This window comes from Actinoplanes sp. NPDC051346, assembly GCF_040682215.1.
Classification (GTDB): Bacteria; Actinomycetota; Actinomycetes; order Mycobacteriales; family Micromonosporaceae; genus Actinoplanes.
Genome location: NZ_JBFBAJ010000009.1, coordinates 31,157 through 47,483, shown reverse-complemented (window position 1 = coordinate 47,483; position 16,327 = coordinate 31,157). Strand labels below are relative to the sequence as shown.

The window sequence follows — 16,327 nt, the reverse complement described above, 5'->3', positions numbered from 1 at the left end:
AGCATCTGATGGCCGAACGCTTCGTGGTCGCGATCGACCAGGGAACCACGTCGACGCGGTGCATCGTGTTCGATCGGCGCGGTCAGCTCGTGTCCCTCGCCCAGCAGGAGCACAAGCAGTTCTTTCCGAAGCCCGGCTGGGTGGAGCACGACGCCGCCGAGATCTGGCGCAACGTGGAACGCCTGGCGCCGCTCGCGCTGAGCCGCGCCGGAATCACCCTGGACCAGGTCGCCGCGGTCGGCATCGCCAACCAGCGGGAGACGACGGTGCTCTGGGACCGGCGTACGGGCGCGCCGATCGGCCGAGCGCTGGTCTGGCAGGACACCCGCACCGACTCGCTGGTGAACCGGCTGCTCACCGAGCCGGGCGCCGAGCAGGTGCAGCGGCAGTCGGCGCTACCGCTGGCGACCTACTTCTCCGGGCCCCGGCTGCGCTGGATGCTCGACCACACGCCGGGCCTGCAGAAACGGGCCGAACGCGGCGAGATCCTGTTCGGCACGATGGAGACCTGGCTGATCTGGAACCTGACCGGCGGGCTGCACGTCACGGACGTGACCAACGCGAGCCGCACCAACCTGCTCGACGTGCATACCCTCGACTGGTCGCCCGAGGCGCTGCACTTCTTCGGCATCCCCCGGGAAATGCTGCCCGAGGTCCGGCCGTCGGTGGCGGTCTTCGGGACGGCGACGGCGGCCTTTCCGGGGGTACGGATCGGGGCGGCGCTCGGCGACCAGCAGGCGGCGCTGTTCGGGCAGACGTGCTTCACGCCCGGCGAGGCGAAGTGCACGTACGGCACCGGCAGCTTCCTGCTGTTGAACACCGGCACGGAGCTCGTCCGCTCGGACAACGGGCTGCTCAGCACGGTCGCGTACCAGATCGGCGGCGAGCCGGCCCACTTCGCGCTCGAGGGCTCGATCGCGATCACCGGTTCGCTGGTGCAGTGGTTCCGCGACCAGCTCGAGCTGATCGCCACGGCACCGGAGATCGAGACGCTGGCGCGGACGGTCGCCGACAACGGCGGCTGCTACATCGTCCCGGCGTTCTCCGGCCTGTACGCGCCGCACTGGCGCTCGGAGGCCCGCGGGGTGATCGTCGGGCTGACGTCGTACATCACCAAGGGCCACCTGGCCCGGGCCGTGCTGGAGGCGACGGCCTGGCAGACCCGCGAGGTGGTGGACGCGATGAACGCCGACTCGGGCCTGACGCTGAAGACGCTGAAGGTCGACGGCGGGATGACGGCGGACAACCTGCTCATGCAGTACATCGCGGACGTCCTGGACGTGCCGGTGGTGCGCCCGCTCGCCTCCGAGACGGTGTCGCTCGGCGCGGCGTACGCGGCGGGCCTGGCGGTGGGTCACTGGCCCGACCTCGAGGACCTGCGCCGCAACTGGCACCGCGCGGGGCAATGGGTCCCGGCCATGGACCCCCGGCGGCGCGACACCGAGTACGCGAACTGGCGGCGCGCCGTCGAGCGCACTTTCGACTGGATCCAGCCGGACTGCTAAAGTTCTCCCCGTCGCGGACGTAGCGCAGCTGGTAGCGCATCACCTTGCCAAGGTGAGGGTCGCGGGTTCGAATCCCGTCGTCCGCTCTCTCTTTTCTCTCAGGCGAAGGCTCAGACGAACGCGCTCAGCCCCGTCACCGCCCGCCCGACGATCAGCGTGTTGATCTCGCGGGTGCCCTCGTAGGAATACAGCGCCTCGGCGTCCGCGACGAATCGGCCGATGTCGTAATCGAGCACGATGCCGTTGCCGGCCAGCAACTCGCGGGCCCAGCCCACCACCTCGCGCATCCGCGTCGTCGTGTACGCCTTCGCCAGCGCCGAGTGCTCGTCGCGGAACTCGCCCGCGTCCTGCAACTGGGCGAGGCGCACGCACATGCCCATCGCGCCGGTCACGTTGCCCAGCATGCGCACCAGCAGATCCTGGACGAGCTGGAACGCGCCGATCGGCCGGCCGAACTGCTCGCGCTCCTTGGCGTAGTTCAACGCGATCTCGTACGCCGCCAGCATCACGCCGACGGCCTCCCACGCCACCCCGCTGCGGGTCTGCCGCAGAATCTTGGCGGTGTCCTTGAAGGAGCGGGCGTTCTGCAGGCGGTCGGCCTCCGGCACCTCGCACTCGGTCAGCGTGATGTCCGCGTTCTGCACGGTCCGCAGCGCGATCTTGTTCTCGATCTTCGTCGCCGCGTACCCCGGATTGTCCTGGTGCACCACGAAGCCCTTGACCTGATCGTCCGCCAGGTCACGGGCCCACACCACGATGAGGTCGGCGAAGGTCGCGTTGCCGATCCACCGCTTGCCGCCGTTGAGGATCCAGCGGTCGCCGTCCCGGCGGGCCGTGGTGCGCAGGCCGGCGGCCACATCGGAGCCTCCGGTCGGCTCGGTGAGCGCGAACGCGCCGATCTTGTCGAAGGTGCGCATCGCCGGCAGCCACCGTTCCCGCTGCTCGGGCGAGCCGCAGGTCTCGATGCTGCCCATCGCCAGGCCCGAATGCACCCCGAAGAACGTGGCCATCGAGGCGTCCGCGTGGGCCATCTCCAGCGCGATCCAGCCGGAGAGCAGGTTGGAGTGCTTCGCCCCGGCGATGCCCAGGTCGGCGAAGCCCTTGACGAGGGGGAACGGGAACTCGGCCCGGGCCCAGTGGTCGTTGGCGACCGGGACCACCTCGGCTTCGAGGAAGGCGCGGACGCGCGTCACCACCTCGGCGTCCTCAGGGGTCAGCAGGTCCTGAAAGCGGTAGAGGTCACCCGTAAGCAGCTCCGACATGGGCGTCCTGATACCCAGCTGATCACTTTGTCAGACATCGATCCCTGCCGCGAAGATCACATTTCGCGGCCCGCCACCGGCGGTTCGGGCCCGACCTCGCTAGCCTGCGCGGCCATGAACAACGGGGACAATGCCACTACTCCCGCCGCGCGGGACACCTCACCACCAGCTCCGACACCCGGACCGGCTCGCCGGCCGCCGCGCCGCCGCGCGGCCGTCGTCTCGGCGGTCATCGTCGCGGGGCTCACCGCCGCCGGAGGGGCGGCCGCCTACGCCACGTGGGGCACCGGCGAGGACGGCCCTCGGGCCGGCCGCAGCGTCGGCACGCTGGAACCCGCCGGGTACGGGCGCCTGCGACTCGGCATGACGCGCGCCGAGGCCGTCGCCACCGGGGAGATCGGCACGGCGCCGGTCGGCTATCCGATGGGCTGCGAGTGGTACTCCCTGCGAGGCGGCCCGGAGCCGGACCCCGAGTTGCTGCGGGCGCTCGAGCAGGCGCGGAAGAACGCCGACGACGCGAAGCGCAAGGCGGACCTGGCCAACAAGGAACTCCGCCGGGTGACCGCCGAGGCCTCGGATACCGCCCAAATCGTGGAACGGTTCGAGGAACGCAAGGCGGCCAGTCGTGTCGCCGCCGACGCGCTGCTCGATGTCGCCCGCGTCCTGCTGCGGCAGTCCACCAGGATCGAGGCGGCCGGCGGGGTCGCGTTCGGCAAGGACGGCCGGCTCGCGCGGATCGCGGCGCCTCCGGAGGTCCACACGCCCGAGGGCATCGGCCTCGGATCGGACGAAGCGGCGATGACCTCGGCCTACCGCGACCGTGGACTGCGCAAGCCCACCGAGGGCAGCACCTACGAGGTGGCGGCCTCCGAGGCCCAGCCGGACCGGCGCTACTCGTTCCGGGTGAAGGACGGCCGGGTCGTGGCCGCCGTGGTCCTCGCGAAGGACATCACCTGCGGTTGAGCCCGGGTTGGCCGGCGCCCTGATCGCTAGACTTCGAGCCCATGCTCACCATGCAGGAGGCGCTGGCCCGGCTGGCCGCGTACTGGAGCGATCAGGGTTGCCTGGTCGTCCAGCCGATGAACACCGAGGTGGGTGCCGGCACCCTCAACCCCGCCACGTTCCTGCGGGTGCTGGGGCCGGAGCCGTGGCGGGTGGTCTATCCCGAGCCCTCGGTGCGGCCCGACGACTCGCGCTACGGCGAGAACCCGAACCGGTTGCAGACGCACACCCAGCTGCAGGTGATCCTCAAGCCGGACCCCGGCAATCCGCAGGAGCTCTATCTGGGCAGTCTCACCGCGCTCGGCATCGACGTGGCCGCGCACGACGTGCGGTTCGTCGAGGACAACTGGGCGTCGCCCGCCCTCGGCGCGTGGGGGCTGGGCTGGGAGGTCTGGCTCGACGGGCTGGAGATCACCCAGTTCACCTACTTCCAGCAGGCCGGCGGGCTCGACCTCGAACCGGTCTCGGTCGAGATCACCTACGGCGTCGAACGCATCCTCATGGCGTTGCAGGGCGCCACCCACGTCAAGGACGTGGAGTACGCGCCCGGCATCGGCTACGGCGAGCTCTTCGGCCAGTCCGAGTACGAGATGTCGCGCTACTACCTCGACGACGCGGACGTGGCCGTCCACCGGCGGTTGCTCGAGCTGTACGCGACCGAGGCGCGGCGTCTCGTCGACGCGGGCCTGCCCGTGCCCGCGCACACCTACGTCCTCAAGTGCTCGCAGGCGTTCAACGTGCTCGACGCGCGCGGCGCCGTCTCCACCGCCGACCGGGCCGCCGAGTTCGCCAGGATGCGCCGGCTCGCCGGCGACGTCGCCCGGCTCTGGGCGGCCCGCCGGGAGGAGCTCGGTCACCCGCTGGGCGTCGCCGGCCCCCTACCCGAGGCGGCCGGGCCCGCCGGGCCCCCGGCTCTCGCCGGGAGCGGGAGTCGCCCGCGGACGCTGGTCGTGGAGATCGGCACCGAGGAGATGCCGCCCGCCGAGGCCCGCGCTGCCCGCGAGCAGGTGCGCCGCGAGCTCACCGGTCAGCTCGCCGGGACCCGCCTCGCCCACGGCGACGTCCGCGTGTACGCGACACCGCGCCGGCTCATCGCGGTCGTCGGCGAGGTCGCGGCCCGCGAGGACGACCACACGCACACCGTGAAGGGTCCGCGGACCACGGCGCCGGCGCGGGCCCGTGAGGGGTTCGCGCGTGCTCAGGGCGTACCCGTGGAAGAGCTGGAGACCGCAGACGGCCATCTTGTCGTGCGGCGGCACCTGGCCGGCGGCGCCGCACCGACCGTCCTCGCCGGCGTGCTCGCGAAGGTCGTCGCCGGCCTGCGCTCGGCGCGCAACATGCGCTGGAACGACCCGCGGCTCACCTTCACCCGGCCGATCCGCTGGCTGCTCGCGCTCTGGGGCGACGACGTCGTGCCGGTCGCCGTCGGCGCGCTGCGGGCCGGCCGCGAGACCCGCGTCCTGCGGACGGCCGCGGAACCGGTCCTGCGGATCGCGTCTGCCGAGACCTTCATGGAGACCGTCTCCGTGCACGGCATCGTCGCCGACCCCGACGACCGGCGCGAGCTGATCGTCTCCGGCGCGCAGGAGCTCGCGTACGGCGAGGGCCGCGTCGACGTTGCCGCCGAGAGCGCCCTGATCGATCAGATCACCTACCTGGTGGAACAGCCGACTGCGCTGCTCGGCCGCTTCGAGGAACGTCACCTGGAGCTGCCCGACGCCGTGCTCACCACCGTGATGCGCAAACACCAGCGCTATCTTCCGGTACGCGACGACGACGGCGCCCTGCTGCCGATGTTCGTCACGGTGGCCAACGGCCCGGTCGACGCCGACCTCGTGCGGGCCGGGAACGAGGCGGTCCTGCGCGCCCGTTACGAGGACGCGGCGTTCTTCTACCGCGCCGACCGGGACACCCCCCTCGCCGCCATGCTCGAACGGCTGCACCGGCTGACCTTCACCGACAAGCTCGGCTCGATGGCCGACCGCGCGGCGCGCATCGCCGCGCTCACCGCCGAGCTCGCCTCGGCGGCCTCCGTGGGCACCTCGATCACCGAGCGCGCGGGAGAGCTCGTCAAATTCGACCTCGGCTCCCAACTCGTCACCGAGATGACCAGCCTCGCCGGCGTGATGGCCCGCGACTACGCCCTGCACGCGGGCGAGTCCACGGCGGTGGCCCAGGCGGTGTACGAGGCCGAGCTGCCACGGCACGCCGGAGACGACCTGCCTGAGTCCGTACCCGGGGCCCTGCTTTCGCTTGCCGACCGCCTGGACCTGATCGCGGGCCTCGCGGCGACGGTGGGCCTGCCGACCGGCAGCAGCGATCCGTTCGCGGTCCGGCGCGCGGTGCTCGGCCTGATCGCCGTGCACCGCGCCCATCCGGACCTGGCCGGCATCGATCTCGTCGACGCGCTGGCCTGGGCGGCGGCACAACAACCCGTCGAGGTGGCGCCGGCCGTGCTCGGCGACATCCGGGAGTTCCTCGCCCGGCGCCTCGAACAGATCCTCACCGAGGAGGGCCACCCGGTCGACCGGGTCCGCGCGGTGCTGCCGCACGCCGGCCGCCCCTCGGTCGCGGACCGGCTGCTGGCGCAGCTCGGCCGGCTCGTCGCGGAGCCCGACTTCCGGGCGCTGACCGAGGCGATCCAGCGGGCCCGGCGCATCGTCCCCGCCGGCACCCCGGCCGGCTACGACCCGGCCCGGCTCACCGAAGCTGCGGAGGTTGCGCTGCACGAGGCGGTCACGGCGGTGACGGCGGTCAGCGCCGGCGGGACGGCGTCGGCGGACCTGAGCCGCTTCGCGTCGGTGACGGCGCCGCTCACCGCGCCGGTGACCCGCTTCTTCGACGAGGTCTACGTGATGGCCGACGACCCGGACGTGCGCGCGGCCCGGCTGGGGCTGCTCGCCACGGTGCGGGACCTGGGATCCGGCCTCCTGGACTGGCCCCAGCTGAGGTGATCGCCGGACGCACGCCGACGCGGGGTGCTGCAATGACACCCGTGGGCCACGGTAAAAGCTCAACCGGTGAGAAGATTGAGCTGGTTGTGCGCGTCGGGAGCACGCTGGCAATCAGCTACTTCGCGTCCATGTTCGCCGTTGGTTGCTGGGTGTTGATGGAGTTTCAGATCCATCCGATGACAGGGACAGGCTCCTTCACATTCTGGGCCGCCTGTTTCGGCATTGCGATGAGCGCATGCATGGTCGCACCCATGGTCGCCTGGTGGTTCCTGGTGCCACGAGCTCGCTGGTGGGGCATCCCCGTCAGCGCGCTCGTCACCGCGGGCACTTTCACCCTCATGCTCACCGACAACGTATTCACCACGGCGTGACCGACGACCATCCGCGGGGCACGCCCTGGCGCGCCGGTGAGATGGTGCGCTGGCGCGGGATCGGGGCCGCCTGTGCGACGTGGAGTTCGGATCGGTGCAGCAGAGCGATGCCGGCGAGCAGCAGAGCGGCGGCCAGATATCCCACGATGATCAGCTGTGCGCTGGCGCCGAGGGGCGGTAGGGCTACCGCGATCAGTGCGCTGATCACGGCGAGGACCGTCCGGTTGCGACGGGTGCGGGCCGCCGCGGCGAGGGGGAGCACCGCCCACAGGAGATACCAGGGCTGAACGATCGGTCCGCACAGGACCACGGCGGCGAAGACGAGGCCGAGGCCCCGAATCGCGCCGAGCCGGCCTTGGTACATCGCCCACAGCAGGCGTGCCACCAGGACGGCGCAGACGGCGGCGCCGAGCATTACCGCGATCTCGATGGCGGTGTCGGTGAGGTTGGTTCCGGCGGCCCTGCCGATGGCGCCGATCAGGAAGCCGACCAGGTTGGTCGGCGCCAGCCAGCTGTGGATGGCGGTGCTGGACTGGATCGCGCCGATCCAGCCGAAGCCGAGGCCGGAGCCGAGCGAGATGGCGACCGTGACCGTCGCGCTGCCGAGCAGCATGCCGAGGACCGTCAGGAACGGCCGGCCGTGCCGGCGGGCCAGTGCGGCCGCCAGGCAGCAGACCGCCGCGAAACCCACCACTTTGATGTTCGCCGCGATCGTGAGCAGCGTCAGTCCGGCCGCGATGCGCGGTCCGGCCGCGTTTCGCCCGCGGTCGGTGCCCCGCAGCGCGATCTCCATTCCGCAGAGCATCAGGCCGAGCATGATGCCGTCGTTGTGCGCACCCGCCACGAGGTGCCAGAGCACCAGCGGGTTGAGCAGACCCAGCCACAGGGCGGAGGACGGGTCGGCGCCCGAGCGTCGGGCGAGGTGGGGGAGGGCCCAGGCGATGAGCGCGACGCCGGCGAGGGCGATCAGTCGGTACAGCAGCACGCTCGTCACCAAATGCTCGCCGGTCAGGCCCGCGACCGTCCGGGACACCGTAAGCCACGCCGGGCCGTACGGTGCCGGCGTCTCCACCCAGTAGTGGCTCACGTGCTGGGTCACGGGGGAGGCAGCCCCGAGCGCCTGGAGCGGACCGAGCGTGTACGGGTCCTGCCCGGTCGCCGCGATCAGACCCTGCGCGAGGTAGCTCCAGACGTCCCCGCTGAACAGCGGAGTGGCCGCCACGAGGGGAAGGCTCCACGCCGCCGCGATGGCATAGAGGGAGCGGGGTGGGAGCTGACGGTGGCGGCGGCCCAGGAGTAGCCAGGCGGCGACGACCAGACCCATGCCGGTCAGGCTGAGCGCCATCGTCACCGGCATCGGCGCGAACCGGCACAGGATGGCGGCGACCATCAATGTGCTGCCGACACAGCCGGTGACGACGGCATGGGAAACCGGTGACCGGCGCGGGGGAGCGGTCGGCGGAGACGGGCGGGACTCGGGGGGCGTGCCGGGACGAAAGTCCAGCACAGCGGCACTGTGTCTCACGTCCGGCTAGACGATCACGGTGCCTTTCGCGGTTCTGCGTCGGCGGTGACGACCGTCACTCACGGCGAGATTCCGGTTCAGTCAGCGGACGGTGGGCGGTCGGGCAGGGTCAGGGTGATCCGGGACAGCGTCTCGCCGTCCGGGGTGAACTGGGCGTGCAGGTGGAAGCCTGGCAGCGTCCACCGGTCCCACGGGCCGTAGTCGCCGAGGAAGCGGTCGTGGTAGGGCTCGCCCATCTCCTCCGGGCGGCCGAGGCGCTCCCACAGCACGGTGCGCCGGGGAACGGAACCGGCGCCTCCCGGGATCTCGCCGCGGTAGGAGGTGAACCCGTCGTCGCCGTGGAAGTGCAGAAAGACGGTCGTCACGAGACCGTGCGCGTCGGCGGCCAGTTCGACGCCGGACTCGCGGGCCAGGTAGGAGCGGGACAGGCTGGAGCCCGCCGCGGTGCCGGGCTGCGGCATGAGGCCGTATTCCTGGCAGATCTCCTGGACGCGGGCCTCGAGGACGGTGTGGCCCAGCAGTTGGGTGAGGTCGGGCCGCGGCGCCGGTGTCGGGGGCGGGGCGGCCAGCGGGATCGGGTCGACCTCGGGTGGGGTCCGATGCCGGGGGCCGTAGAGCGGCTCGTTCGATCCGGACGAGCCCGGGCCGGGCTTGGTCCCGTACCGGTCGTCGGGCCGGGTACGACGCTCGAGAAATCCCATGGTGGCACCTAACGATGGCCGCGGCTGTCGTCCTCGATTTTGTCATTCCCGTTACGGGTCCGCCCCAATCGGCCGTTCCCGACCTGGGCCGATGATCCTTCCGGCCGTGTTCTCCCGGCTGTCACGACAATGTCGCCGCAGTGTCGTAACGATCACTTGGAATGCTGCCGGGACGTCCGGCGACCGTCGCCGGTGAGAACCCGTGGAGGATGTCGTGGCAGACCGCCGACAGGTGCTGCGTCTCGGTGCGATCGCCGCCGGGGCGCCCGTCGTGCTCGGAGCCGTCGGCTCGCCGGTCGAGGCGGCGCCGCGCCGGGGAGGACGGACGCTGGTCATCGGGCATCGGGGCGCGTCGGGCTACCGGCCCGAGCACACCCTCGCGTCGTACGAGCTGGCCGCCCGGACGGGCGCCGACTTCATCGAGCCGGACCTGGTCGCGACGAAGGACCATGTGCTGGTGGCGCGGCACGAGCCGGAGATCGGCGGCACCACCGACGTCGCCTCGAGGCCCGAGTTCGCGTCGCGCCGGCGTACGGTCGTGGTCGACGGGGTTTCGGTCACCGGGTGGTTCACGCATGACTTCACGCTGGCCGAGCTGAAGACGCTGCGTGCCACCGAGCGGATCCCCGAGGTACGCCAGCACAACACCCTGTATGACGGGCTGTTCCAGGTGCCGACCCTGAGTGAGGTGCTGGAGCTGCGGGAGCGGCTCTGCCGGGACCTGGGTCGCGAGATCGGCGTCTATCCCGAGACCAAGCATCCCACCTACTTCCGCCGGCTCGGGCTGGACCTGGAGACCCCACTGGTCGCGGCGCTGAGGCGGCGAGGGCTGAACCGGCGGGACGCCCCGGTCTTCGTGCAGTCGTTCGAGGCGACGAACCTGCGGAGTCTGCACGACGACTACCGGCTCCGGGTCCCGCTGGTGTTCCTGACCAGCGCGACCGGCGGGCCCTTCGAGGATCCGTTGAGCTACGCCGAGTATCTGACCCCGGCCGGGCTGCGCGAGCTCGCCCGTTACACCGACGGCGTCGGCCCGGAGAAGGGGCAGGTCATCCCGCGCGAGGCCGATGGCACGCTGGGCACGCCGACCCGCCTGGTCGCCGACGCGCACGCCGCGGGGCTCCGGGTCATGCCATATACGTTCCGCGCCGAAAATCAGTTTCTGCCCGCGGAGCTGCGGACCGGTACGGATCCGGCCGCGTACGGTCGCGCGCTCGACGAGCAGGTCATTTTTCTGCGTACGGGAATCGACGGCCTCTTCACCGACCAGCCGGACATCGGCGTGCTGGCCCGGGACCTGGCTCTCGCCCCCGCCTGACCGACAGCCCGACCGGTCAGAGGGCGGCGCGGACCCCGCCGCCGGCGCGCTTCGCGCGGTACATCGCGGCGTCCGCGCCCCGCATCAGCGTGGTCATGTCGCTGGCGTCCGAGGGATACAGGGCGATGCCGATGCTGGCACCGACCAGCACGTCCTGGCCCTCGATGTCGAACGGCTCGCTGAGCCGGGCGTGGATGCGGCCGGCGATCGTCGCCGCGGAGGCGCTGTCGGGGTTGCGGGTCAGCAGGATCGCGAACTCGTCACCGCCGAGGCGGGCGACGACGTCGTGGTCGCGGACCGCCGCCTGCAACCGCTGGCCGACCGCCTGCAGCAGCGCGTCGCCGGCGTGGTGGCCGACCGTGTCGTTGACCCGCTTGAAGCCGTCGAGGTCGAGCAGGAGCAGCGCGAGCCGCCCGCCGTTCGCCGTCGCGAGCTCGACCTCGTGCCCCGCGCGCTCCATCAGGTGCGAGCGGTTCGGCAGGCCGGTCAGCGCGTCGTGGTAGGCCTGCCGGGTCAGCTCGGCCACGTGCTGCTGCTCGGCCTGGCGCATGCGGGCGCCGTCGACGATGAGGGCGCCCTCCATCGCGACCTGGCGGGCCAGGCTGTGGTCGCGGCCCGACCAGTCGCGGACCGAGGTGTCGCCGCAGAGCACCACGCCGACCGGGCCGGAGGCCGACATCAGCGGCATGGCGAGGAAGGAGCGCAGCTTCATGGTCTGCACGAAGCCGCCCGTACTGATGTCGCTCTGATCGGTGTCGGAGACCAGGACCGGGCCGTTGATCTTCTGCATCAGCTGCCAGACGGGCGAGTCCGCCGCCCGCTTGCCGACCAGGTTGCGGCGCAGGTCGTCGCTCATCTCCTGGGTGAGCCCGACGCCGACGGCGTAGCGGATCAAGCCGTCCGGACCGACCAGGTGCACGGCGGCCCGCTCGGTGCGGAACGCTTCGCCGGTGGCCTTCGCGAGCAGTTGCCCGGCCGCCTCGACAGAGGTCGCCGTGGCGCCCTCCTCGAAGAGCTTGCGGATGGTGCTGGTGGCGTGCTCGGTGTACTGCCGGTGCACCTCGGCGGCGAGCACCTGCAGCGTGGCGGCGACCTGGAGGGCGGTCCCGGCGGCCACGTCCGGGCGCAGCTGGTCGAGGTCGGTGCCGGTCAGCACGAGGACGCCGACGGTCTGGCCGCCGATACGCAGGCGGATCGCCGTACGGTCGCCGACGTGCACCGGCGGCGCGCCGGCCGACACGCGGAACACCCGGCCGGCGACCCGCAGGTCGTCGTGGGCGGCGGGACCGATCGTGGCGGCGGCGCGCAGGCTGCCGTCGTCCGGGTCGAGGGTGAAGACGGTGGCCGCGGTCATCCCGCACGGCAGGCTCAGCCGGCGGTCGACGAGCGCGAGAATGTGGTCCAGCGACGGGATGTCGCGGGTCATGACCTCGACGAGGTCCGCGAGCAGCTGGGACTGGCCGTCGAGCTCGGGCAGCAGCGTACCGGTGGCGAGGCCGCCACTGGATCGCATCGCGCTGCTGAGGGTCACGGACCCATGAATCGGCAGCGGAAGGACGCGCCTGAGCATCCCGCGGTGACGTGGTGCGGGACACGAACGATTACCGTGCCACCGTGCGGTCGAATCGCGGCCCGGACGCGTGACGAGAGGAAGTGCGGACATGAGGGTGTGCGTCGTCGGGACCGGCTATGTGGGGCTCACCACGGGCGTCAGCCTGGCGTTCCTTGGCCACGACGTGACCTGTGTCGATCTTGATCAGGCCAAGGTCGACCTGCTCAGCGCGGGTCGCTCGCCGATTTACGAGCCGCACATGGACGCGCTGCTGTCCGAGGCGGCCGAGCGGCTGACGTTCACGACCGACTACAGCGAGGCGGTGCCGGACGCCGAGGTGGTGTTCATCGCCGTGCAGACCCCGTCGCTACCGGACGGCAACCCGGACCTGCGCTACCTGCGGTCGGCCGCGGAGAGCGTGGGCGAGCACATCGGCGGGGAGTTCACGGTCGTGGTGAACAAGTCGACCGTGCCGATCGGCAGCAGCAACTGGGTCGACTCCATCCTGCGGGAGTCGTGGGAGCGCACCCGGGAGCGGCGCAGCGATGGGGAATTCTCCGTGGCTTCCAACCCGGAATTCCTGCGTCAGGGCGCCGCGATCCAGGACACCCTGTACCCCGACCGGGTGGTTGTCGGCTCCGACAACCCCCGCAGCCTCGACGTGCTCAACCGCCTCTACCGCACCATCCTGAACCAGACGTTCACCCCGCCCACCTACCTGCCGCGCCCCGGCGACCTGGGGGCCGTGCCGATGGTCTCCACCGATCTGGCGTCGGCCGAGCTGATCAAGTACGCCGCCAACGCCTTCCTGGCCCTCAAGATCAGCTTTGCCAACGAGATCGGGCAGCTCGCCGGCCGGGTCGGCGCCGACATCACCCAGGTCACCCGGGGCATCGGCCTCGACACCCGGATCGGGCCGCGCTTCCTTCAACCGGGCATCGGCTGGGGCGGGTCCTGCTTCGGCAAGGACACCGCGGCGCTGATCGCGACCGGTGCCGAGTACCACCACGAGATGCCGATCGTGTCGGCGGCCCGGGAGGTCAACCAGCATCAGCGGCGCCTGGTGGTGGACCGGCTCCTGGACGAGCTGCGCATCCTCAAGGGCCGGCGCGTCGGCCTGCTCGGCCTGGCCTTCAAGCCCAACACCGACGACATGCGCGACGCTCCGGCCCTGGACATCGCCCGCATGCTCCTCGACCGGGGCGCCCGCATCCGCCTGCACGACCCGGTCGCGGCCGAGCGGTTCCGGCGCGAGCAGCTGGATCTGGCTCAGTACCTTTCCGACGACGTGTCGGAGGTGTTCGACGACAGCGACGCGGTCGTCCTGGTGACCGAGTGGTCGCAGTACCTCGACCTCGACTGGGGCAAGCTGGCGTCGCTGATGCGTACCCCGGTGCTGCTGGACGGCCGGCACGTGCTGGACCCGGCGCGGCTCACCAAGCTCGGCTACCGCTATCTGTCGGCGACCGGGCGGTGAACCCCTAGCAGCTCGCGCCAGCCGCGGACCAGGCCGGCGTCGACCGGGGCGTCCCAGCTGCCGCCCGGGCGCACCGCGCTGCCGGTGTGGAAGGCGTCGACGCCGGCGGCGAGCAGGGGAGCGAGGTGGTGCGCGCGCAGCCCGCCGCCGGCCAGGACCCGCGGGGTGCGGCCGGCCTCGGCGCGCAGGGTGTCCAGCCCGGCGCTCACGCCGCCCGGGCCGCCCGCCGTCAGCACGAAGTCGAGGCCGGGCAGGCCCTCCAGGGCCCGCCAGGCGGCGGCGCGGTCGGCGGCGTGGTCGAAGGCCCGGTGGAAGGTCCACCGGCAGCCGTCGATGACGGCGAGGACGGCCTCGACCGCGGCCCGGTCGACCGCACCGCCGGCGTCCAGGAAGCCCAGCACGAACTCGTCGGCGCCGGCGTCGCGCAGGGCCGCCGCCGCGCGGACGAGCCCGGCGGTGTCGCCGCTCGCGTACCCGTCCTGGGCGCGCAGCATGGTCCGGACCGGGAGGCCGCCGGCGTCGCGGACCTCGGCGAACGTGTCGACCGCCGGGGTGAGCCCCTGCCGGGCGATGTCCGTGACCAGTTCGACCCGGTCCGCGCCGCCCTCGCGGGCGGCGACCGCGTCGGCGGCGGTGAGCGCGATGACTTCCAGGACCGGTGCCGGCACGGCGGCATCGTCGCACATCGATCGGGCGGCCCGGCGGCCGGGCCGCCCGGCAACGGTCAGGAGAGCGGCGGGTACGCGTTCGCCATCAACTGGCGGAACTGGGCGGAGAACCAGGCGCCGGAGATCGGTGCCCCGGACAGCGCGCCCGGCGGGTTGTGGCCGTTGCGCTCGTTGCCCGCGTAGGTCGGGTCGCACATCCGGTCGAAGCCCTTGCCCTCGTCGTTCGGGATGAGCGTGCTGGAGCCGTCCGACTCGCCCGGGGGCTTGGCCCAGACGTAGGCGTCGATGTCCGCCGCCGGTGCCGGCCTCGGGCGCTCGCCGAGGCCCGCACCGTCCTGATTGCACCAGTTGCCGGCGTGGATCCGGCGGTCGACGCGGGACCGGTCGACGAAGGTGTTGACGTCGGTGGAAGTGCTCGCCGCGGTGGGCCGGGCGGCGCCGCCCCAGCCGTTGCGGGACGTGTCGATCAGCATGCCGATGCCGGGGTCGAAGCCGATCGAGACCAGCCTGCGGCGGAACGCCTGGGCGAACGACAGCTCGTCGACGTAGCTGTTCCAGTCAACCCATCGCGACTGGCGCACCGAGGTGCCGTTCACCGTGGTGGCGACGGTGAAGTACGGCTCGGTCAGCGCCGAGTAGTTCGCCGTGTTGGTGATGAAGCCGTGCACGGTGCGGACGTCGCCGGAGGCCCGGGCCGCCTCGAGCATGACGTCGGCGGAGGGGCCGAAGTTCGAGTCCCAGCCGATCCAGCCGTGGTGTGCGGCGTCGAGGTAGTTGTAGGTGTTCCCAAGAGCGCCGAGTTTGCGCAGCGCGTACCCGATGCCCTGCACGTAGCCGCCGTTCTGCTTCATCGTGGCGCAGGTGGCGACGTTGGTGTTGGTCACCAGGTTCGGCAGCGAGTCGATCTCGACGATGTTGACGATGCGCAGGTCGCGATACTTCGGGTCACCCTGGATCGCGGCGATGGGGTCGATGTATTCGGCCTTGTATCGGGGGAGGTCGTTGACGCCGAGCTCGCCGTTGGAGGCCAGCGCCGAGCAGTCGCGCCCGGGCAGGTTGTAGATGACGAACTGGGCGTAGCCGGCGCCCTGGGCGAGCGCGGCGTCCAGGTGGGCGCGCAGGCCCATCGTGTCGGAGGTGCCCTGGATGACGGCGATGCGGTCCAGCCAGACCGCGGTCGGGTTACCAGAGACGCGGCCGCCGCCGGGCTCCGCCTCGGCCCTGGCCTTCCATTGTGGGTTCACATAACCGCGGGCGCCCGCGTACGGGTTGTCGACCCGCGGATCGGTCGGTGGTGGATCGGACGGTGGTGGATCGGTCGGCACCGAGCCGGTGCACCGGGTGCCGTCGAGGGTGAACGAGGCCGGTGCGGCGTTGGCGCCCGAGTAGCCGGCGTGGAAACCCAGCGTCGCCGTCGCGCCGGTGGGCAGGGCGCTCGCGTACGGCGGTGCGGCGACGTCGACGTGCTGCCCGGCCTGGGTGAAGGTGCCGTTCCAGCCCTGGGTGATCCGCTGATTGCCGGCGAAGTCCCAGGCCAGGGTCCAGCCGCCGGTGATGGGGTCGCCGAGGTTGGTCACCGCGACCGACGCGGTGAATCCGGTGTCCCACTGGTTGACCGAGTAGCTGACCCGGCAACCGGCCGCGGCGCTGGCCGGCGGGGCGGCGACGGCGACTCCGGCCGCGGTGAGGACGAGGACGGCGGCCGCGGCGGTCAGACCGCGGCTCGTGCTGGTGGGGGGACGTGGTCTCATGAGCGAGCGCTCCTGGAGGACGTGGTGGCGCCCGGGGCAGGCGCTGCCGGGGGAAGCCGCCGGAGCGATCGACAAGCATCACTGACCGGCGACGTTTTTCAGCCTATGGGAGCGCTCCCATGGCGGCAACCTGTCACAGTGTCGAAACTTTGTGCCACTCGCCGCCCGGCCCGGCCTCGGCCGGCGCGAGCGACGGTCGGGCGTTCGGTAGGCTGCCGCCACTGAGGACGCCGGACGCGGA

The 16,327-nt window shown here is 71.8% G+C and carries 12 protein-coding genes and 1 tRNA gene; 7 read left to right on the top strand and 6 right to left on the bottom strand.

The window, feature by feature from the left end; genetic code table 11:
- Positions 1-8 precede the first annotated feature (8 nt).
- Together glpK and AB0M36_RS22540 are read left to right on the top strand one after the other, a co-directional pair.
- Positions 9-1,505: a glycerol kinase GlpK gene (glpK, locus tag AB0M36_RS22545; protein WP_364160507.1), complete on the top strand. Its 1,497-nt coding sequence runs from the start codon at positions 9-11 to the stop codon at positions 1,503-1,505.
- Positions 1,506-1,518: 13 nt separating this feature from the next.
- Positions 1,519-1,591, top strand: a tRNA-Gly gene (locus AB0M36_RS22540).
- A 24-nt stretch (positions 1,592-1,615) separates the two neighbouring features.
- Here AB0M36_RS22540 and AB0M36_RS22535 read toward each other — a convergent pair.
- Positions 1,616-2,767: an acyl-CoA dehydrogenase family protein gene (locus tag AB0M36_RS22535; RefSeq protein ID WP_364160505.1), complete on the bottom strand. Its 1,152-nt coding sequence runs from the start codon at positions 2,765-2,767 to the stop codon at positions 1,616-1,618.
- A 114-nt stretch (positions 2,768-2,881) separates the two neighbouring features.
- Here AB0M36_RS22535 and AB0M36_RS22530 point away from each other — a divergent pair, with 114 nt between their 5' ends.
- Genes AB0M36_RS22530 through AB0M36_RS22520 form a run of 3 tightly spaced genes read left to right on the top strand, consistent with a single transcriptional unit; the run spans position 2,882 to position 7,094 of the window.
- Complete coding sequence (locus AB0M36_RS22530; protein WP_364160503.1) at positions 2,882-3,730, top strand: hypothetical protein; 849 nt, start codon at positions 2,882-2,884, stop codon at positions 3,728-3,730.
- Positions 3,731-3,771: 41 nt separating this feature from the next.
- The gene (locus tag AB0M36_RS22525) at positions 3,772-6,723 is read left to right on the top strand and encodes a glycine--tRNA ligase (protein ID WP_364160501.1); all 2,952 of its coding nucleotides are present in this window, start codon (positions 3,772-3,774) and stop codon (positions 6,721-6,723) included.
- A gap of 32 nt (positions 6,724-6,755) precedes the next feature.
- Entirely contained in the window at positions 6,756-7,094 is a 339-nt protein-coding gene (locus tag AB0M36_RS22520; protein WP_364160499.1) for a hypothetical protein, read from the top strand.
- On the opposite strand, the gene mptB is transcribed toward AB0M36_RS22520, so the two are convergent.
- Both mptB and AB0M36_RS22510 read right to left on the bottom strand, forming a co-directional pair.
- Positions 7,081-8,601 (bottom strand): polyprenol phosphomannose-dependent alpha 1,6 mannosyltransferase MptB, encoded by a 1,521-nt coding sequence (gene mptB, locus AB0M36_RS22515; RefSeq protein WP_364160497.1) that lies wholly within the window; start codon positions 8,599-8,601, stop codon positions 7,081-7,083. The two genes, AB0M36_RS22520 and mptB, sit on opposite strands and share 14 nt — an antisense overlap.
- A 95-nt stretch (positions 8,602-8,696) precedes the next feature.
- On the bottom strand, positions 8,697-9,320 hold the full coding sequence (locus AB0M36_RS22510; RefSeq protein ID WP_364160495.1) for a hypothetical protein: 624 nt from the start codon (positions 9,318-9,320) through the stop codon (positions 8,697-8,699).
- Between the two features lie 214 nt (positions 9,321-9,534).
- On the opposite strand from AB0M36_RS22510, the gene AB0M36_RS22505 reads away from it, so the two are divergent.
- On the top strand, positions 9,535-10,638 hold the full coding sequence (locus AB0M36_RS22505) for a glycerophosphodiester phosphodiesterase (protein ID WP_364160493.1): 1,104 nt from the start codon (positions 9,535-9,537) through the stop codon (positions 10,636-10,638).
- Between the two features lie 16 nt (positions 10,639-10,654).
- Here AB0M36_RS22505 and AB0M36_RS22500 read toward each other — a convergent pair whose 3' ends face one another.
- The gene (locus AB0M36_RS22500) at positions 10,655-12,169 is read right to left on the bottom strand and encodes a sensor domain-containing diguanylate cyclase (RefSeq protein ID WP_364160491.1); all 1,515 of its coding nucleotides are present in this window, start codon (positions 12,167-12,169) and stop codon (positions 10,655-10,657) included.
- Between the two features lie 130 nt (positions 12,170-12,299).
- On the opposite strand from AB0M36_RS22500, the gene AB0M36_RS22495 reads away from it, so the two are divergent.
- Positions 12,300-13,667: a UDP-glucose/GDP-mannose dehydrogenase family protein gene (locus AB0M36_RS22495; RefSeq protein WP_364160489.1), complete on the top strand. Its 1,368-nt coding sequence runs from the start codon at positions 12,300-12,302 to the stop codon at positions 13,665-13,667.
- On the opposite strand, the gene AB0M36_RS22490 is transcribed toward AB0M36_RS22495, so the two are convergent.
- Positions 13,643-14,335 carry a copper homeostasis protein CutC gene (locus AB0M36_RS22490; RefSeq protein WP_364160487.1) on the bottom strand — a complete coding sequence of 231 codons (693 nt, stop codon included), beginning with the start codon at positions 14,333-14,335 and terminating at the stop codon, positions 13,643-13,645. The genes AB0M36_RS22495 and AB0M36_RS22490 overlap by 25 nt on opposite strands.
- 56 nt (positions 14,336-14,391) lie before the next feature.
- On the bottom strand, positions 14,392-16,086 hold the full coding sequence (locus AB0M36_RS22485; RefSeq protein WP_364160485.1) for a glycoside hydrolase family 6 protein: 1,695 nt from the start codon (positions 16,084-16,086) through the stop codon (positions 14,392-14,394).
- Between the last annotated feature and the right edge of the window lie 241 nt (positions 16,087-16,327).